The sequence below is a fragment of the Pseudomonas sp. 3296 genome (assembly GCF_031456615.1).
Taxonomy (GTDB): Bacteria; Pseudomonadota; Gammaproteobacteria; order Pseudomonadales; family Pseudomonadaceae; genus Aquipseudomonas; species Aquipseudomonas mucoides.
Map to the genome: position 1 here is coordinate 397,967 of NZ_JAVDUY010000002.1, position 17,450 is coordinate 415,416.

Consider the following 17,450-nt stretch of genomic DNA (forward strand, 5'->3'; position numbering starts at 1 on the left):
GAGAACCTGCCCATGTTTGTACGCTTGTCGTCCCTCGCCCTGAGCGCCCTGCTGATTGGCGGCTGCGCGGTCAATCACTCGCCGGTACTGGGCAGCGGCAACATCAGTTACGGCGACCCGAAAGCCGTGGAGCTGGTGACCAACGAATTCGGTTCCACCGACCTGCAGATGATCGCTGAAAGCATGACCCGCTCGCTCGCCCAGTCCGGGGTCCTGAAAGGTCGTCCGGTGGTTCAGGTGTACGACGTACGAAACAAGACCAGCGAGTACATCGACACGCGCGACATCACCACGTCGATCAAGACCCAGCTGATGCGCTCCGGCACCGCCCGCTTTGCCAGCGATAACACCGACATGCAGAGCCAGGTCGATCAACTCAAACTGCAAAACCAGAGCGGTCTGTACAAGAAAAGCACGGTGGCCAAGACCGGCAACATGATCGCCGCCCGCTATCGACTGGAGGGTTCGATCAGCTCGATCGTCAAGCGCAGCAATGATTACAAGGATGTCTTCTACAAATTCAGCCTGCAGTTGATTGATGTCGAAAGCGGACTGGCCGAGTGGATGGACGAGAAAGAAATCCGCAAGACCACGGAGCGCTGAACAATGCGAGCATGGATTGGCATCATGGCCCTGACCTGCGCCCTGGGCGTCCAGGCGGCCCCGAAAATTGCTGTCACCGACATCGCCTATGAGGCCAGCGTGGATCAATACGTCCACGTAATTTCGTCTCGGGACGATCATCAGCAGGACTATTACGGCGCCAGCGGCTCGTCCAGTTATGACGAGTACACGACGCAGAACAGCTATCTGGAACAGACCGAAATCCGTCGATTCAGCGGTGACATCAAGGGTCAGATGCTCAAGACCGGGATGTTCCAGCTGGTTCAGGGGACGCCCCACACCGCCAACGCCAAACGCGATGTGTATGACGTGATCAAACGCATCAAGGCCGGTGATTTCGAAGGAGCCGACTACGTGCTGTTCGGCACGCTGTCAGATATCGACTTCACCCAGGACATGAACGAACTGGCCAATACCGACAGCTATTCAGCGGTGCTGGCGCTGACCCTGGTGGCTGACTTCAGCCTGATCAACACCAAAACCTATGAGATCACCTCGGCCTTCACCGCAATGGGTGAGGCTCAGGACACCAAACTGGTGAATGACCGGGATATCCACGTCTCGCTGAACCGGCCGCGGGTGGTGCGCGAAGTATCCAGGTCGCTGGGTGAGGATGTGGCGCGGCAATTGAGCGAGCAGCTCGGTGATGGCAGTTATCAACCGTCGGGACCACCCGAGCTACGCAATGACCTGCCGCCGGATACCGCGCCGGTCATTCTGCGCTGACACCCGGAATGAAAAAGGCGACCTCTAAAGGTCGCCTTTTTTGTGCCTGACAGCTTTTATACCGCGGCTTTACGCAGCGTCGCCATAAATGCCGCTGCGCCAATAAACAGCCCGGCAAACGTACGGTTCATGCGTTTTTGCTGCTGGGGCGTGCGCAACAGACGCAGCACCTTGGACGCCAACCCGGTGTAACCGGCCATGACAATCAGATCGACGCAGATCATGGTCACGCCAATGATCAGGTACTGGGCCAGCAACGGCGCATGCGGGTCAATGAACTGAGGCAACACCGCGAGCATGAACACCAGCGCCTTGGGGTTGCTGATGTTGACCAGGAAACCCCGGAACACCAGCGCCATCGGCTTGCCGATCTGACGCACCGCCGCGTCATCGCTCATGTCGCTGGGCAACGCGCGCCATTGCTTGATGGCGAGGTACACCAGGTACGCCACGCCGAACCATTTGATCGCATAGAACGCGGATGCCGACGCCGTGAGGATCGCGCCCACACCGGCGCCGACAATCGCGATCTGCACCGCCAGCCCCACTTGCAGGCCAAGGGCATTCCAGTAACCGCGCCAGAACCCGTATTGCAGACCGCTGGACATTGACGCAATGGCGCCGGCACCAGGCGACAGACTGATCACCCAGCAGGCGGCAAAAAACGCCAGCCATGTTTGAAGCTCCATTGCACACCTCGACTCAGACTCGTGACAGACGTCTAAGCTAATGCGGCTTTGGGCGGATGACTATCGATTTTTTGCAGGATGTTGCGGCTGCCGACCAGCGTTTACAGCTTTAGGCCCCTCCGGGCGGCATTCCGACGATGGGGATCTATCAGACTACAGCAGCCTTACTTCTCGAACCCGCTCGAGGGGAACACATCACTCCCCCGCCAGCGTCGAACCGATCGTTGGAAGAAGAGGCTGTTAGGCACCTGAACCATCGCACTGCCAGTCCCGAGTTCTTCCGCTTCGATCAACGTGGTGTACAGCAGATTGATCGCCACCACCCGGCCTTTGACGCCGGGCTTGTCAGTGGTGTCCACCAACTCGACCACATCGCCGAGGCGGAATGGGCCGACGGTGAAAATCAGGATCGCGCACAGCAGGTTGGAAAGCACACTCCACATGGCGAAGAACGCCACCGCCGCCACCGCGACGAAACCGGACAATGCGGTCCAGAGTACCGTGGCCGACACCCCGAGGCGCTCCAGCACGAAAATCAGCGCACTGCCCATGATCAGCCAGCGCAGACCGCCTCGCAGCGGCATCAGCAATTGCGGCGGAAACGGATAGCGCTCGCCCAGCCGGGTCAGGCCCTTGGCAACGAAGCGCTGGGTAAAGTAGCCGGCCAGCAGAATCAGCAGGATCTGCACGACCAGCCAGAGGGGTTCGATCCACACCGCCGGCAATGGCAGCTTGAACGCCTCCATCAAGACAGAGCCTCCAGCTCCGCCTGCATGCTTTCCAGCAGCTCCAGCGCTTCCATCCAGGATTCTTCCAGCTCGGCTTCACGCACCTTCAGCCTGGCCTGTTCAGCCAACAGATCGCGCAGATCATTCTTGCGCGCCGGCTCGTAAATATCGCTGTCGCCAAGGCTGGCATCGATCTTCGCCAGCTTCTCGTGCAGCTTGCCCAGCTCGGCTTCCAGCTTGTCAGCTTCACGCTTGTGCGGCGCCAGTTGCTGACGCAACGCAGCTGCAGCCTGGCGCTGGGCCTTCTTGTCGGTCTTGTCCGGATTGACCGGCGTGTTGTTGACCGGTGCATTGCGCTGGCGATAGTCGACCAGCCAACGGGCGTAGTCTTCCAGGTCGCCGTCGAACTCCTCGACCTTGCCGTCCGCCACCAGATAGAAATTATCGGTCGTGCTTTTGAGCAAATGACGATCGTGGGAAACCACCAGAACCGCGCCACTAAACTCCTGCAGCGCCATGGTCAACGCCAGGCGCATTTCCAGGTCCAGGTGGTTGGTCGGTTCGTCGAGCAGCAGCAGGTTCGGCCGATCCCAGGCGATCAACGCCAGGGCCAGACGGGCCTTTTCGCCGCCGGAGAAATTCAGCACCGGCTCATCGATGCGCGCACCACGGAAGTCAAAACCACCGAGGAAGTCGCGCAGGGTCTGTTCACGCTCGGTCGGGGCCAGACGCTGCAAGTGCAGCAACGGGCTGGCCTTGGCGTCGAGAGAGTCCAACTGATGTTGGGCGAAGTAACCCACGACGGTGTTCTCGCCACGGGTCAGTCGGCCGGACAAAGGTTCGAGTTCACCGGCGAGGTTTTTGATCAGGGTCGATTTACCGGCACCGTTCGGGCCGAGCAAACCGATGCGCGCGCCAGGGATCAGTTGCAGCTTGACCTTCTCCAGCACGGCTTTGTCGCCGTAACCCAAACGGGCATCGGACAGGTCGATCAGCGGGCTGGAGATTTTTTGCGATTCACGGAAAACGAAATCGAACGGCGAATCGACGTGGGCGGCGGAGAGTTCTTCCATCCGCTCCAACGCCTTGATCCGGCTCTGGGCCTGGCGGGCCTTGGTGGCCTGGGCCTTGAAGCGGGCGATGTAGCTTTCCATGTGCGCACGTTGCGCCTGCTGCTTCTCGTAAGCCTGCTGCTGCTGGGCCAGACGTTCGGCGCGGGCGCGCTCGAAAGCGCTATAGCCACCGCGATACAGCGTGATCTTGCGTTGATCGACGTGAGCCACGTGATCGACCACGGCATCGAGAAAATCCCGGTCGTGGGAAATCAACAACAATGTGCCGGGGTAACTTTTCAGCCACTCTTCGAGCCAGATGATGGCGTCGAGGTCCAAGTGGTTGGTTGGTTCGTCGAGCAGCAGCAGGTCCGAAGGGCACATCAAAGCCTGCGCCAGATTCAGACGCATCCGCCAGCCACCGGAGAAATCTCCTACCGGGCGATCCATCTGCTCGTTGGTGAACCCAAGGCCGGCCAACAACTTTCTGGCCCGGGCGTCGGCGGTGTAACCGTCGGCGCTGTCGAGTTCCGAGTGCAGGCGGGCCTGAGCGGCACCGTCATGGGCTGCTTCGGCTGCGGCGAGGTCGCGTTGCACCTCACGCAGGCGCAGGTCGCCATCGAGCACGTAGTCGACCGCCAGGCGTTCGAGCGTCTCGATTTCCTGGCGCATGTGGGCGATGCGCCAGTCGGCCGGCAGGAAGCAGTCACCCGAGTCCGGGTGCAGTTCGCCCCGGATCAAGGCGAACAGGCTCGATTTGCCGGCGCCGTTGGCACCGATGAGGCCGGCTTTGTGGCCGGCGTGCAGGGTCAGCTCAGCGTCTTCTAGCAGACGTTGAGGGCCACGCTGTAAAGTCAGGTTCTGAAGTCGAATCATAATGGCGGCGGAGTCTACCAGCTTCGCTCGCAACTGGCGCGAGTAGCACTATGTCCTCTGACCTGTGGAGCTTTTCCCTGAACACTTACGCCCGTCCCGGCGTCGAACGCGCGTGCCTGCAGTTGCAGTCAGCCGGCGTCAATGTGTGTTTGCTGCTCTGTGGAGCGTGGCTTGGACAGCGTGGCGTCATCTGCAATGAACAGCGAATCAAGCTACTGCGCACCGTGGCGGAGCCTTGGGATGGAGACATTGTGCAACCGTTGCGCGCCTTGCGCATGCGATGGAAAGTCGTCGCGACTGACGATGCCGAGCTGAAAAAGCTGCGTGAACAAGTGAAGGCGCTGGAGCTGGAAGCCGAGCGGCATCTGTTGTTGCGGCTGGAGCGAACGGCGCAGAGCTGGCCGCAGGGTGAGGCGACCGATCTGAAGGCCTGGCTGGAAGGTGTGGCGGCAGGCGCCGCCAACCTGGACCGCGACGCGCTGCATCAGCTGCGCGTCGCGGTAACCGGCACTTAGGAAGCGCTGGTTGGGGTGGTGCTGGCGCTCGACGGTGCGGCTGGCGTTGGCGCAGCCGTGGCTGTCGAGGTGGTTGCTGCGGGTACAGCCGATGCTGCTGGCGCCGGAGTCACTGGCTTGGCAGCAGGCGCTGGAGTCGGCTTGGCAACGGCAGGTTTTGCAGCAGCTGGTTTTGCAGCCGGTTTTGCAGCGGCAGGTTTGGCGGCTGGTTTTGCAGCCGGTTTAGCAGCGGCAGGTTTAGCTGCTGGTTTGGCAGCGGCTGGCTTGGCGGCAGTAGCGGGTTTCGCGGCAGCCGTTTTGGCGGCTGGTTTAGCAGCCGGTTTGGCAGCAGCTTTTACAGCGGGTTTAGCAGCTGGTTTGGCAGCAGCTTTTACAGCCGGTTTAGCGGCAGGCTTGGCAGCAGCGGTTCGCGCAGCAGCTGGCTTGGCAGCAGGTTTTGCAGCAGCCGTTTTGGCGGCTGGTTTAGCAGCCGGTTTAGCGACTACGGCTCTTGCAGCAGCAGGTTTGGCAGCAGGCGATTTTGCAGCAGGCTTGGCAGCAGCGGTTCGCGCGGCGGCTGGCTTGGCGGCAGGTTTCGCAGCGGCTGTTTTAGCCGCCGGTTTGGCAGTGCTGGCAGCGGCTGGCTTTTTCGCAGCGGCAGGTTTTGCAGCAGTTTTCACCGCTGGCTTGGCAGCAGGCTTGGCCGGTGCTTTTGCAGCAGCTGGCTTGGCAGCGGCTTTCTTGGCCGGTACTGCAGCAGGTTTGGCTGCACGCAGGGACAACGCCTTGCCGACAGCCTCTTGTACACGACCGACGCCTTGGGCCAATTTCAGGCTTTCTTGAGCATCGCGTTTGAGTTGCAGAATGTAGGCACGAGTGTCGGACTGACGATCCTTGAGGGCGTCGAGCACGTCTTCGAGTTGCTGCACGCCGTCCTTCGCCTTGGCTTGTGCCTTGGCCTTGCCGGCCGACGCAGCGTCCTGCAATTTGGTACGGGACTTGTGTAATTTTTCCTGTGCTTTTCCGCGCTGTTTTTCCAGTTTGGCGAGCAGTTTTTCAGCATCAGCCAAGGCTTGGGAACAAGCGTTTTCCAAATGCTCGAGCAGGCTGCCCGAGAGTTGTTGGAGTAAGTGCAACGGGGTATTTACAGGCTTCTTGGTGGCCGACATGGTTTACCTCCTGGCTGACGTGGGTGCGGCTCATACTAGACCTCTGCTGCTACCGCCGCTAGGGCATGTTGACAGTATCGAAAGCGTTGCGTTGCAACGGATCGAAAAACTTCTGCGCTTGTGCAAAACCAGTTCACCTTTGTGCGCATTCTCACTGGCATAATCCACCGCATTCCAGGTCGGAGAGTGCCCATGTCGCGCTACCTTTTTTTATCGCTGTGCGTGTTTTTTTCAGTGGCTCAAGCCGACGAAAAAACCTCCGCAAATAACCCTCACGATCTTGCTTACAGCCTGGGCGCCAGCCTCGGTGAGCGCCTCCGTCAGGAGGTTCCAGATCTACAACTTCAGGCACTGCTGGAAGGACTGCAACAAGCGTATCAAGGCAAGCCACTGGCGTTGAAGGACGAGCAGATAGAGCAAATCCTGGCCGAGCATGAAGCCCAGCTCGCCGAGCAACCGGCGCTCGCGCAAAGCGAAGCCGCACTGGAAAAAGAGCAGCGATTTCTCACCGAAGAAAAAGCCAAACCGGGTGTTCGCGAATTGGCCGACGGCGTGTTGCTGACAGAGCTGACTCCCGGCACCGGCACCAAGGCCGGCCCAAATGGCAAGGTCCAGGTTTTGTATGTCGGGCGCCTGCCTGACGGCACGGTGTTCGATCAGAACAGTCAGCCGCAGTGGTTCAGTCTCGACAGCGTGATCAGCGGCTGGCGCAGCGCACTGCAAAACATGCCGGTGGGTGCGAAATGGCGCCTGGTGATTCCATCGTCTCAAGCCTATGGCGCGGACGGTGCCGGCGACCTGATCGCACCTTTCACCCCACTGGTTTTTGAAGTTGAATTGCGCGGCGCTACCAGCTGAAAAACAGGCATAAAAAAACGGCGCGCAGTGCGCACCGTTTTTAGCTTGCAGGGAGGGATTCAGACCTGAACCGAATCCTCCTCCTTGTGAGCGGTATGCAGCACTTCGATCAGGCAATCTTCCAGTTCGAAGCGTTCATGCAACAAGCCGCCCAACTCCTTGAATTTCTCCGCGACGCACTTGCCTGCATCACACAGGTCGTTGAACGCCAGCAGCTTCTCGGTGATGACATCGATACGCGGGTAGAGGGTCTCGGCCAGCTCCAGACCACGCTTGTCGTTGAAGGCCTTGGCCTCCCCCGTCAACTGCTCGTAGATCTCGAAGTGCCCGGCAGACACGTAATCGACCAACACTCCGCAGAACTCCTGCAAGGGTTTTCGGTCCTCGCTTAGTGCTTCAGGCTTTGCACCGAGCTTGTCGTAGGCATCAATCAGATCTTTGCGCTCCTGCAACCAGCGATCGATCAGCAGGTGCACTCCGCCCCAGCGTTCCTGAGCATTCTGACAACTTTCGAGCATGGTGATCTCTCTTCCCTTGTGGGTCAGCTGCTCTATGCCTGCTCGCCTCTTGTTACGTCAGTGGGCGGTCGGGCAGAGCGTCATCGAGCAACATAATTCCAATGACACGTGCGGGCCAGATTATGCCCGCGCGACTGTGGCTTCAAGGTACGCAGGAGATAAAGTTCATACAAGTGTTTAATCACCCATTTACACCCGGTGCGACGACACGCCGCTGAGCGGTCGCTCACACGCGAGCCAGACGACACGCAGCCACTGATAAACCCCCAGAATCGTCACCCCGACAAAGAACAGCAGGCTCCATTCCGGAATGCTCAGGTCGAACAACGTCCAGGAAATCTCGGCACAATCGGTGTTCCCCTTGAACATCTCCGTGACCCGGCACAACCAGGGCATGTTCTCGTACAAGCCTTCCAGGTCTGGCGGGCACGTCGACAGCACATGTGATGGATCACTTTGCAGCAAAATCTGCCGCCACGCCGTAACCATGCCCGCGAGGCTGCAGAAGAATCCAAGTAACCAATACAGGAACGATCCAAAGCGCCCGGGGCCCTGCACGGAGGCTGACAGGCTGATACCCGTGAGCAACGCCAGACAAACCCGCTGTAAAACGCACAGGCCGCAAGGTTTGAGTCCGACCGCATATTCCAGGTAATAGGAAACGCCCAAGGCCAGGGAACCTGTAATGAAAACCATGAAAAACAAGGAGCGTGAGCAGGCCAAAGACATGGCTTTTCCGTACCAGTAGAGACAAGTGGTTACGGTAGAGGAAAGCGCGTCAGCCTTTCAAGGCAGGCCGGCACGGACACTTCACCAGAAGTGTAGGGAATTCCCGACAGTGTCGAGAAGAATCGGTGTAGTCCTCTGTAGGACGTTGCCGATCAGGGACTACAAAGCCAAACACGCGACGGGTTTCGAGCCCAGAGAGGACCGCCCTGCCCTTGTGGCTGCTGCCGAAGACTGCGCAGCAGTCGTCGCAAAGACAACGCGGTCGACCTGATAAATCAGAGCGCCTGAGTTTACGACTGCTTCGCATCCGGACGCAGCCTTCGGCAGCTGCTACAGACCAGCCTCAGGCGTAAACGGGAGCGGGCAACGGTGCCGCCAGCAGGCGCTCATCGAGCATGCCCAGGCCTTCCTGGAACAACTGATTGCTGCGTTCCGTATCGCCCAGTTGCGCCAGCAACCGCGCCAACTCCGCACAGGCTTCCGGATTGCGCTGAACCCGCAGACTGCTTTCAAGATAGTCTCGCGCCTTGCCCCACAAGCTGTTTTGCAGGCACAAGCGGCCCAGTGTCAGCAACAGGCCTGGGTCAGCCGGATGATCCTTGAGCCAGCCCTCGGCAGCCTGCAGTTGCCGAGCCGGATCGCTGCCGCGAACCAATCCATACAGGCGCGCCAGATGGCTGTCGTAATTGCGCTTGAGGGCCGTGCGCAGAACCTCCTCCGCCTCGACCTGCGCCCCCAGCTGTCGTAGTTGCTCGGCATAGGCCAGCACCAATTGCGGTTCCTGACGCTGAGCCGACGTAAGCTGTTGCCAGGCGCGAGTGAGCGATTGCAAACCGACCTTGCCGTCTTCTTCCTGATGCGCCGCCAGCGACAGGTTTTCACCCCACGCGCGACGCTCCAGTTCGGCCAGTTCGGCGGGCGGCAGGACTTTATCCTTGCGTAGCTCGGGCAACAGGCGAATCACCGCCGACCAGTCGCCACGCTGCTGAAGCAGGCGCTGTAACTGGCGCAATGTCTGGGCGTTATGGGGATGACGCTCATGCATGGCCTCAAGGGTGGCCAAGGCTCCGTCCGTATCGCCACGGTCGGTCTGCAATTGTGCATGACTCAAGGCAATCGCCAGTTCAGCCTGCGGCTGGCGCTCGAGGGCACGCTCAAGCAAGTTGTCGCTTTCTTCGTAATGACCCTGCTCGTTGGCGGCACGTGCCGCGCCGAGGTAGTAGAGCAGTGGCTGGCGCTCGGCTTCGGCCGCCCGATGCAAATGACGCTGCGCACTGGCCCAGCGACCTTCCGCCAGATCCAGCTGACCGTGCTCGATCGCCACTTGCACCCGACGGCTGCGATTGCGCCGCGACCAGGGATTGACCACGCCACTAGAGGTCATCACCAGCTCAACCAGCACCTTGATGCCCCAGAACAGCAGCCACAACACCGCGACCAATGCGAGGGTCGCCCACAGGCTCGATTCGTAACGAAAACTCTTGTAGGCAATCAGCACGTATCCGGCATGCTCGGCAATCGCCAGTCCCAGTGCGGCAGCAGCGGCGATCACCAGGAACACGATCACATAGAGGCGTTTCATGGCGTGGGCTCCTGGGCGGTGCCTGCAGCAGGCTTGGCCATTGGCTTGATCGAGTCTTCAGCGTTGACATTACGCCGCTCCAGATACCCCTGGACCGCGCTCAGCGTACCCGTCAGATCCGGTGTCACGACCGTGACCCGTTGCTTGCTCAACTCGCCAACCTGCTCCAGCATCACCTTGCTCTGGGGGTTGTCCGGGTTGAAGTTGCCGGTCAACACGTCCCGCGCCTCCGCCAGCGCCTGGGTGTAAACCGCGGCCTGGCCATTGAGCGCGGCCCATTGCGCCTGTTCCAGCGCCAGGCTCAGGGCAAGGCGCACCTGGCTCAGGCTCTGTCCGGCCAACAGTGGACGGACATTTTTGTCAGCATTGAAGTCGATGCGGATGTAACGGGAGATCTGATCCCACCACTGCGACCAGCGACTGGCACCGTCGCCATCAGCGGTCAGGCCCAGCAGTGATTCACCCCGGTCCTTGTACTCGGGTGCCAGCTCGGTAAGGTCGATCACTTGATCACGCAATGCGCCCAGGCGCAGGAACAACCCGGTGCGATCCGGCTGCTCAGTGCTGCGCAATGCCACGAGGGTTTTGGCCACTTGCTCGCGAGCGGCGAAGGAACCCGGATCGTTCTGTTCACGGAGAATGTCGTCGGCACCCTGCACCAGCGCCTGCGCGCTGCTGATGTCCTGCAAGGCAGAGAGGCGCAGGCTGGCCAGACGCAGCAAGTGCTCGGCCTCGGCCAGGCGCCAGTCCTTGCGGCTGGCACCGAGGACGGTTTCCAGGCGCTGGTTCAAGCGTTGTTGATCACCCTGCAACTGCGTGACCAGACGGGCGCGCGCATCCAGTTCATCAACGGCGGGCAACTGCTCCAGACGTGCGTTGATGCGCTGCTCATTGAGCTTGAGGCTTTGCGCCTGGTCGTTCAGCGCTTGCACCTGAGCCAGTTGCTGCTGGTTATTGGCTTGCAGGTGTCGCACCTGCCAGACACCCCAACCGCCCACGGCAACACCGGCAGCGCCGAGCAGCAGCGCGACGATTGCCAGGCCGTTGCCTCGGCGCTGCACGTCAGCGGGTGTCGCGGTTTCAACCGGAGTTTCAACCGGCGCATCAAGCACTGGCTGGACGTCATCTTTAGGCAAGGCAGTTTCGCTCACGTATCCATCCTTTGCATTAGAGAACGGGTTCGGGATGCTCCCGTAACGCCGTCAGCAAAGCCGCGGCACTGGCGCCGCGACAATCCACAACTGTTTGAGCCCCGGCGGCACGTGCCAGCCCGGCGACCCTGGGGCTTGGAACAAACAACGGCAACCGCGCCAATTGTGGCCAGGCAACGCCAGCCAGTTGATGCAGGTGCTCAAAACCTTGTCCACTGCTGACCACCAGCCCGTTCAAGCGTTCCGCTTCAATCCGGTCAGGCAGTGCCGCCGGCGGGTAATGCGGCAAGCCGCGACGGTACAACTCCAGATACTCGACACTAGCACCAAGCTCGCGCAAACGCTCTGCCAGGAGTTCACGCCCGCCTTCCCCGCGCATGATCAACACGCGCGGATCGGGCCGGTTGATAGCCTCGCGCAACCCGGGAAGTTCCAGCAAGGCTTCGCTGTCATCACCCTCGGCCGGAAAGCTTACGTCCAACCCGCTGTCCTCAAGGATCTGCGCAGTGGCTGCGCCGACACTGAACCACTTCAACGCAGGTGACTGCGGCCAATACCGGCCAACCAGATCAACACCGATTCTGGCCGCGGGTTTGCTGACCACGATCACCGCACAGAAACAATCCAGTGTCTGAATCAGCGCGCGCATTGTGTCAGAGACCGGGACTGGCTCGATTTCCAAAAGCGGCAAGCTGCTGCTGAAAATCCCCGCTTGCGCCAGAACATCGCTCAGCGCTGAGGATTCATCCGCAGGGCGCGTCAGCAGCAAGCGCCAGCCAGTCACTCGTGACCTGCCTCGCCATACACCGCTTTCAGGATATCGTCGGCGCCCTGGCTCAAAAGGTCCTCGGCGACTTGCACGCCCAAGGTTTCAGCGTCAGCGCGTGGCGCACGGGCCTCTGCGCTGAGCAACAGGCCGCCATTTGGATCTCCGACCAGGCCACGCAACCAGATCTGCTCGCCTTCCAACACGGCGTAGCAGGCGATCGGCACTTGGCAGCCACCGTTCAAATGTTTGTTGAGCGCACGTTCGGCGGTCACGCGAGTGGCAGTGTCCAGATGGTGCAGCGGTGCCAACAAGGCATGTATTTCGCTGTCGGCGGTGCGGCATTCGATACCGACTGCGCCCTGGCCACCGGCCGGCAGGCTGTCGTCGACACTGATGGCCGAGGTGATGCGGTCTTCGAAGCCCAGGCGAATCAGGCCAGCGGCAGCGAGGATGATGGCGTCGTACTCACCCGCATCGAGCTTGGCCAGGCGCGTATTGACATTGCCACGCAGGAAGCGGATCTGCAGGTCCGGACGACGGGTCAGCAGTTGGGCCTGACGGCGCAGACTGGAAGTACCGACGACGCTGCCTTTCGGCAACTCGTCAAGGCTGGAGTAGGAGTTGGAGACGAACGCATCGCGCGGGTCTTCACGCTCGCAGATGCAAAACAGGCCAAGGCCTTCGGGAAAGTCCATCGGTACATCTTTCATCGAGTGCACGGCGATGTCGGCTTCATTTTCCAGCAACGCGGTTTCCAGCTCTTTGACGAACAGCCCCTTGCCGCCGATCTTCGACAGCGGCGAGTCCAGCAGCTTGTCGCCACGACTGACCATGGGCACCAGCGTCACGAGCAGACCGGGATGGGCCTCTTCCAGACGGGCTTTGACGTATTCGGCCTGCCATAAGGCCAGGGCGCTTTTGCGGGTGGCGATGCGGATTTCGCGAGAGGACATGGATCAATCCGTACTGAATAGATACGGCGATAATAACAGCTCAGCCAAATCCACTTTGACTTGAATCAGATACTGCGTGGCCTCCCTGGCCTGTATGTCCGGCAAGCGGGTGTGAAGTTCGCCCCGTGAACGGCGAATTAAAGCTGCTGCATCATCTTGCGCACGCCGGCCACATGGCGTCGGCTGACGATCAATGCGTCGCCGTTCAGACCTTTGAGGAACAGCTGAAAATGCCCCAGAGGTGTGCGCTGCAAGCGTTCGATACGCTCGCGGGCGACCAGGGCGTTGCGGTGGATCCGCACGAATCGGTCACCAAATTCGTCCTCAAGGGCCTTGAGCGGTTCATCCAGCAACACTTCGCCGCTTTCATGGCGCAAGGTCACGTATTTGTGATCGGCAATGAAGTAGACCACCTGATCCAGAGGGATCAGCTCGATACCTTTTCGGGTTCGCGCACTGATGTGGCTACGCGGGCCGCTACCACTTTCGGCGGCGGGACGCGTCAGGGCGGCGAGCTGGAGACGATTGGGTCGCTCGGCTTTCTTTAATGCATCGTGAAGATGTTCAGTACGCACAGGTTTCACCACATAGCCTACGGCGCTGGCCTGTAAGGCTTCCACGGCAAATTCATCGGGTCCTGCACAAAACACCACAGCGGGTGGCGTTTCGCGTTCGCACAACCGCGCAGCCACTTGCAGGCCGTCAAGGCCTGGCATGCGGATATCGAGCAGCACGATATCCGGTTTGTGGCTGTCGATCAGTGCCAACGCCTCTTCGCCGTTCGTGGCGCTGGGTTCCAGGACACTGTATCCCTCGAGTTCACCGACCATTCGGCTCAGGCGCTCGCGGGCCAGGGGTTCGTCATCAACGATCAGGACATTCATATTGCGCTGGATTCCTGCGTGAGTCTCGCACAAGGATAGCGTAGACAGGTGAAGTGACGTCCGTCACCGCGATCCACGCTAAGACTAGCGCGAGGGCCGAAAAGTGCCGCAAGATCGGCGGCTAAATTTTCAACTGCCGCGTGACTGGAGGCTCTGGCCCGCGTTGGCGAGGGATCGCCGTAGGGTTTGCCGATACACAATATGAACACCCCCCTGTTCTTATAGTCAGTAATCGCACCAGAAAGTGCACTGATCCTACTGTCCAACTGTAGACGGTTGCCGGGACGTTATTGCTCAAATGAAAAATATCGTTGCGCAATTTCCCGAACGCTCACCTTGAGTATGGACCGCGCTATAAGAAAAAAACGTATCGACCAGTGTCAGCGACAGGATTGGCAACCCTGTTATTATCCGCGACAGCTTTCAACGTCACTTTTCTCCAGCCGATACGAGCGAATTCATGAGCACTGACAAGACCAATCAGTCCTGGGGCGGCCGCTTCAGTGAACCCGTCGACGCCTTCGTCGCCCGCTTCACCGCCTCCGTCACTTTCGACCAGCGCCTGTATCGCCACGACATCATGGGCTCGATCGCCCACGCCACCATGCTGGCCAAGGTCGGCGTGCTGACCGATGCCGAGCGCGACAGCATCATCGATGGCCTGAACACCATCCAGGGTGAAATCGAGGCCGGCCAGTTCGACTGGCGCATCGACCTCGAAGACGTGCACATGAACATCGAGGCGCGCCTGACCGATCGCATCGGCGTCACCGGCAAGAAGCTGCACACCGGCCGCAGCCGTAACGACCAGGTCGCCACCGATATCCGCCTGTGGCTGCGTGACGAGATCGACCTGATCCTCGGTGAAATCACCCGCCTGCAAAAAGGCTTGCTGGAGCAGGCCGAGCGCGAAGCCGGCAGCATCATGCCCGGCTTCACTCACCTGCAAACCGCACAGCCCGTGACCTTCGGGCACCACATGCTGGCCTGGTTTGAAATGCTCAGCCGCGACTACGAGCGTCTGGTCGATTGCCGCAAGCGTACCAACCGCATGCCATTGGGCAGCGCCGCGCTGGCCGGCACCACCTACCCGATCGACCGCGAATACACCGCGCAGCTGCTGGGCTTCGACGCCGTCGGCGGCAACTCGCTGGACAACGTGTCCGATCGTGACTTCGCCATCGAGTTCTGCTCGGCGGCCAGCATCGCGATGATGCACCTGTCGCGCTTCTCCGAAGAGCTGGTGCTGTGGACCAGCGCGCAATTCCAGTTCATCGATCTGCCGGACCGTTTCTGCACCGGCAGCTCGATCATGCCGCAAAAGAAAAACCCGGACGTGCCGGAACTGGTTCGCGGCAAATCCGGCCGCGTCTTCGGCGCACTGATGGGCCTGCTGACCTTGATGAAGGGCCAGCCGTTGGCCTACAACAAGGACAATCAGGAAGACAAAGAGCCGCTGTTCGACGCCGCCGATACCCTGCGCGACTCGTTGCGAGCCTTTGCCGACATGATCCCGGCGATCAAACCCAAGCACGCGATGATGCGCGAAGCGGCGCTGCGCGGTTTCTCCACTGCCACCGACCTGGCCGACTACCTGGTGCGCCGTGGCCTGCCGTTCCGTGACTGCCACGAAATTGTTGGCCATGCGGTGAAGTACGGTGTGGAAAGCGGCAAGGACCTGGCGGAAATGAGCCTGGAAGAGCTGCGTAAATTCAGCGACCAGATCGATCAGGACGTGTTTGCCGTGCTGACCCTGGAAGGCTCGGTGAATGCCCGTGACCATATTGGCGGCACTGCGCCAGCACAGGTCAAGCAGGCAGTGGTTCGCGGTCAGGCGTTGCTCGCCAGCCGCTAAAAGCTTCGTCGCAACGCCGCCCGGAGCCGGCTCGCTCCCACAGTGGTCAGGTGTGTTCAGCACTTTCCACTGTGCTAGCTTGCTCCGGGCGGCGTTGCGACGATGACTGACTTCAGAACGCTACATATTTCATTTCTTGGACGCGATCATCGCCATAAACGCTGGCATCGCCGCTTCCTTGTCTGCAGCAATCCTCTGCACATTCGCATTGTTCCCCAGACGCTCAAGCAAGGCCTTGGCCGCCGGCATCTCCGCCAACAAATCCAGGCCAAACAACTTCTGCCCTACCGCAGCGGCTAACGGCACGCTATACAGGAAATACAGATCGGCAATGCTCAGAGTGTCGCCCGCGACATAAGGGGCGAACTTGCCGTGTCGCGCCAGCGAGGCGAACCCCAGCAGCAACTCGGACCTGGTCCTGTCCTTGATTGCCTCTGGCACTGGCGAGCCAAAAAACGCCTCGCCGTAGCACATGCGCCCCGGCAACTCGATGTACAGCTCGATTTCCTTGGCCAGCGCCAGCACGTTGGCGCGCTCGAAAGGATCGCTTGGCAACAGAGGAGTGCCTTTCTGGCTTTGTTCGATGTATTCGAGAATGACGGCGGTTTCATTAACGAAACCCTGTTCGACGCCCAGCACTGGCACCTTGCCGCGCGGACTGATGGTCAGCGCTTCCGGGCTCGGGCCAGGGTAAAACAGCACCTCTTCGAACGGCAGCCCCTTCTCCAGCAGGGCCAGTTTCACCATGTTGTAGTAGTTGCTGACGGAAAATCCATAAAGCTTGAGCATCACAAAGCCTCCAGGCCGTGCGGGGTTGGCAGTCCTGTTTTATAGATCGCCAAAGCGATTCTTGCCAGCAGCATCACAGCGCTGAATGCAGGTAAACTGGCCGCCTTAACTTGAGGAGCCTGCCATGAGCGAGCCAACCGACATCGAAATCGACGAAGAAGAATTCGCCGAAAACACCCTGATCGAAGCCATCGAAAACCAGATTGAAAGCGACAACCCGCCGGCTGCCAAGGCGACCTTCAACAAGTTGACGCTGGTCGGTTACGAACGAGAAGAAATCCTCAATTTGATGGCGCACGTGTTGGCGGTAGAAATCGACGCGATCCTCGAAGAAGACCGCGCGTTCAATACCGAATGGTACGAAACAGCATTGCGCGCGCTGCCGGAATTGCCGCCGGAAAAGAAGTAAGCGAACACCGTGCGGGAGCGGGCAATCCGCTCCTACACAAATTGTCACCCATCCGTCCTGCCTTCCCCCACACCCTGACTACACTGGTACGCACCCCGCTGCCGCACCAGCCGCCGGGGAATGCTTCCCGAGGTAAAAAAACCCTGATGCAGGCACTGGACATGCCGCACGAGTGAGCTCACCTTAGGGGCGCTATCGTCCAATTCCTAGAAAGTCTGGAGTCCTTATGTCGCTTACCCCTGAGTTGGTTGCCGAACTGGAAATCCTCGCACTCTTCAACCTGGACAGTTCCCAGGAAGGTTTGAAAATTCATCAGACCGCTGCCCCGAAAGCCATTGCCGCCGCCCAACGCCTGTTTGAAAAGGAACTGATCGACCAGCCCGATGGCGGTTACCTGACCAGCCTGGGGCGTGACGCCGCTCAAAATGTGCAAACAGTGCTGACTATCCTGAACGTCGAAGAAACTGCCTGAGATCACCGCATCGCCCACGGAAACCCCTGCTATGGGATTTCCGCGGGCAAAGCCGGTGACCCGCTGTCGCCACGCGATAAGAATCTGACGTCAAAAATACAAATTCAGCTTAAAAGTGGCAGG

General features: G+C 60.0%; 19 protein-coding genes. 7 read left to right on the forward strand and 12 right to left on the reverse strand.

What is annotated here, in order from left to right:
• Positions 1 to 12: 12 nt before the first annotated feature.
• Together lpoB and J2X66_RS06330 are read left to right on the forward strand one after the other, a co-directional pair.
• Entirely contained in the window at positions 13 to 603 is a 591-nt protein-coding gene (gene lpoB / locus J2X66_RS06325; RefSeq protein ID WP_027926429.1) for a penicillin-binding protein activator LpoB, read from the forward strand.
• A gap of 3 nt (positions 604 to 606) precedes the next feature.
• Positions 607 to 1,350: a penicillin-binding protein activator LpoB gene (locus J2X66_RS06330; protein WP_310262267.1), complete on the forward strand. Its 744-nt coding sequence runs from the start codon at positions 607 to 609 to the stop codon at positions 1,348 to 1,350.
• A gap of 56 nt (positions 1,351 to 1,406) precedes the next feature.
• Here the strand turns inward: J2X66_RS06330 and rhtB are convergent, their stop codons facing one another.
• From rhtB to J2X66_RS06345, 3 genes are all read right to left on the reverse strand, one after another.
• On the reverse strand, positions 1,407 to 2,039 hold the full coding sequence (gene rhtB, locus J2X66_RS06335) for a homoserine/homoserine lactone efflux protein (RefSeq protein WP_140664590.1): 633 nt from the start codon (positions 2,037 to 2,039) through the stop codon (positions 1,407 to 1,409).
• Between the two features lie 164 nt (positions 2,040 to 2,203).
• Positions 2,204 to 2,785 carry a mechanosensitive ion channel family protein gene (locus J2X66_RS06340; protein ID WP_027926426.1) on the reverse strand — a complete coding sequence of 194 codons (582 nt, stop codon included), beginning with the start codon at positions 2,783 to 2,785 and terminating at the stop codon, positions 2,204 to 2,206.
• Complete coding sequence (locus tag J2X66_RS06345; protein WP_310262271.1) at positions 2,785 to 4,695, reverse strand: ATP-binding cassette domain-containing protein; 1,911 nt, start codon at positions 4,693 to 4,695, stop codon at positions 2,785 to 2,787. The genes J2X66_RS06340 and J2X66_RS06345 overlap by 1 nt, the downstream gene beginning before the upstream one ends.
• 50 nt (positions 4,696 to 4,745) lie before the next feature.
• Between J2X66_RS06345 and J2X66_RS06350 the strand changes: the two genes are divergently transcribed.
• A complete protein-coding gene (locus tag J2X66_RS06350) occupies positions 4,746 to 5,210 on the forward strand; it encodes a TIGR02444 family protein (RefSeq protein ID WP_310262273.1) in 465 nt (154 codons plus the stop codon).
• On the opposite strand, the gene J2X66_RS06355 is transcribed toward J2X66_RS06350, so the two are convergent.
• Complete coding sequence (locus J2X66_RS06355) at positions 5,207 to 6,358, reverse strand: AlgP family protein (protein WP_310262275.1); 1,152 nt, start codon at positions 6,356 to 6,358, stop codon at positions 5,207 to 5,209. The genes J2X66_RS06350 and J2X66_RS06355 overlap by 4 nt on opposite strands.
• Before the next feature lie 192 nt (positions 6,359 to 6,550).
• Between J2X66_RS06355 and J2X66_RS06360 the strand changes: the two genes are divergently transcribed.
• Entirely contained in the window at positions 6,551 to 7,216 is a 666-nt protein-coding gene (locus tag J2X66_RS06360; RefSeq protein ID WP_310262278.1) for an FKBP-type peptidyl-prolyl cis-trans isomerase, read from the forward strand.
• 59 nt (positions 7,217 to 7,275) lie between these two features.
• Here J2X66_RS06360 and rsd read toward each other — a convergent pair whose 3' ends face one another.
• From rsd to J2X66_RS06395, 7 genes are all read right to left on the reverse strand, one after another.
• Positions 7,276 to 7,734 carry a sigma D regulator gene (gene rsd / locus J2X66_RS06365; RefSeq protein WP_310262281.1) on the reverse strand — a complete coding sequence of 153 codons (459 nt, stop codon included), beginning with the start codon at positions 7,732 to 7,734 and terminating at the stop codon, positions 7,276 to 7,278.
• A 189-nt stretch (positions 7,735 to 7,923) separates the two neighbouring features.
• Complete coding sequence (locus J2X66_RS06370) at positions 7,924 to 8,463, reverse strand: disulfide bond formation protein B (protein WP_310262283.1); 540 nt, start codon at positions 8,461 to 8,463, stop codon at positions 7,924 to 7,926.
• Positions 8,464 to 8,806: 343 nt separating this feature from the next.
• Positions 8,807 to 10,045, reverse strand: coding sequence for a heme biosynthesis protein HemY (locus tag J2X66_RS06375; RefSeq protein WP_310262285.1), 1,239 nt, complete (start codon positions 10,043 to 10,045; stop codon positions 8,807 to 8,809).
• Positions 10,042 to 11,196, reverse strand: coding sequence for a uroporphyrinogen-III C-methyltransferase (locus tag J2X66_RS06380; protein WP_310262288.1), 1,155 nt, complete (start codon positions 11,194 to 11,196; stop codon positions 10,042 to 10,044). Before J2X66_RS06380 ends, J2X66_RS06375 begins: the two co-directional genes overlap by 4 nt.
• A 16-nt stretch (positions 11,197 to 11,212) precedes the next feature.
• Positions 11,213 to 11,980 (reverse strand): uroporphyrinogen-III synthase, encoded by a 768-nt coding sequence (locus tag J2X66_RS06385; RefSeq protein WP_310262291.1) that lies wholly within the window; start codon positions 11,978 to 11,980, stop codon positions 11,213 to 11,215.
• On the reverse strand, positions 11,977 to 12,918 hold the full coding sequence (gene hemC / locus J2X66_RS06390; RefSeq protein WP_310262293.1) for a hydroxymethylbilane synthase: 942 nt from the start codon (positions 12,916 to 12,918) through the stop codon (positions 11,977 to 11,979). The genes J2X66_RS06385 and hemC overlap by 4 nt, the downstream gene beginning before the upstream one ends.
• A 137-nt stretch (positions 12,919 to 13,055) precedes the next feature.
• Positions 13,056 to 13,802 carry a LytTR family DNA-binding domain-containing protein gene (locus tag J2X66_RS06395; protein WP_123434865.1) on the reverse strand — a complete coding sequence of 249 codons (747 nt, stop codon included), beginning with the start codon at positions 13,800 to 13,802 and terminating at the stop codon, positions 13,056 to 13,058.
• Positions 13,803 to 14,262: 460 nt separating this feature from the next.
• Between J2X66_RS06395 and argH the strand changes: the two genes are divergently transcribed.
• Positions 14,263 to 15,657, forward strand: coding sequence for an argininosuccinate lyase (argH, locus tag J2X66_RS06400; RefSeq protein WP_310262298.1), 1,395 nt, complete (start codon positions 14,263 to 14,265; stop codon positions 15,655 to 15,657).
• A gap of 129 nt (positions 15,658 to 15,786) precedes the next feature.
• On the opposite strand, the gene J2X66_RS06405 is transcribed toward argH, so the two are convergent.
• Entirely contained in the window at positions 15,787 to 16,446 is a 660-nt protein-coding gene (locus J2X66_RS06405) for a glutathione S-transferase (protein WP_310262301.1), read from the reverse strand.
• 124 nt (positions 16,447 to 16,570) lie between these two features.
• Between J2X66_RS06405 and J2X66_RS06410 the strand changes: the two genes are divergently transcribed.
• Both J2X66_RS06410 and J2X66_RS06415 read left to right on the forward strand, forming a co-directional pair.
• Complete coding sequence (locus tag J2X66_RS06410; RefSeq protein WP_007894899.1) at positions 16,571 to 16,855, forward strand: hypothetical protein; 285 nt, start codon at positions 16,571 to 16,573, stop codon at positions 16,853 to 16,855.
• Positions 16,856 to 17,081: 226 nt separating this feature from the next.
• Positions 17,082 to 17,327: a TIGR02647 family protein gene (locus J2X66_RS06415; RefSeq protein ID WP_310262306.1), complete on the forward strand. Its 246-nt coding sequence runs from the start codon at positions 17,082 to 17,084 to the stop codon at positions 17,325 to 17,327.
• Positions 17,328 to 17,450: the final 123 nt, after the last annotated feature.